Source organism: Paenibacillus sp. N119s, assembly GCF_059447605.1.
In genome coordinates this window covers 1-368 of record NZ_JCAJRU010000536.1, presented here as the reverse complement: position 1 = coordinate 368, position 368 = coordinate 1, and the positions used below count along the sequence as shown (strand labels likewise).

1 protein-coding gene is annotated in these 368 nt (G+C 47.8%); it reads left to right on the top strand.

Going from position 1 to position 368, the window contains the following annotated elements; genetic code table 11:
- Positions 1-368: SulP family inorganic anion transporter (locus AC5V8P_RS26205; protein ID WP_495474131.1), on the top strand; the 368-nt coding region annotated here is incomplete at both ends.

The following is a 368-nucleotide window of genomic DNA, read 5'->3' as shown; positions in this document are numbered from 1 at the left end:
CTCGCTATAGTCATGCAGTACGGCTATGAGAATTTACTGATAGCTGGTTTTATGGCAGGTATTATACTCATTTTAATGGGTGTTCTAAGGTTGGGGGCATTGATCAAATTTATTCCCAAGCCTGTAACCATTGGCTTTACGGCCGGGATTGCCGTGACGATCTTCAGTGGTCAAATTGCTAACTTTCTCGGCTTGCGCGGGGTAGAGCGACATGAAACCTTTCTGCCTTCGATGGCAGAGATCATCCATCGGCTTCCTTCACTCAATGTGTACAGCATCCTGACAGCTTGCATCTGTCTTGCTGGGCTTATTGTGGTGCCTAAAAAATGGCCCAAGATACCTGGCTCGCTGGTCGGCCTACTCTTGTC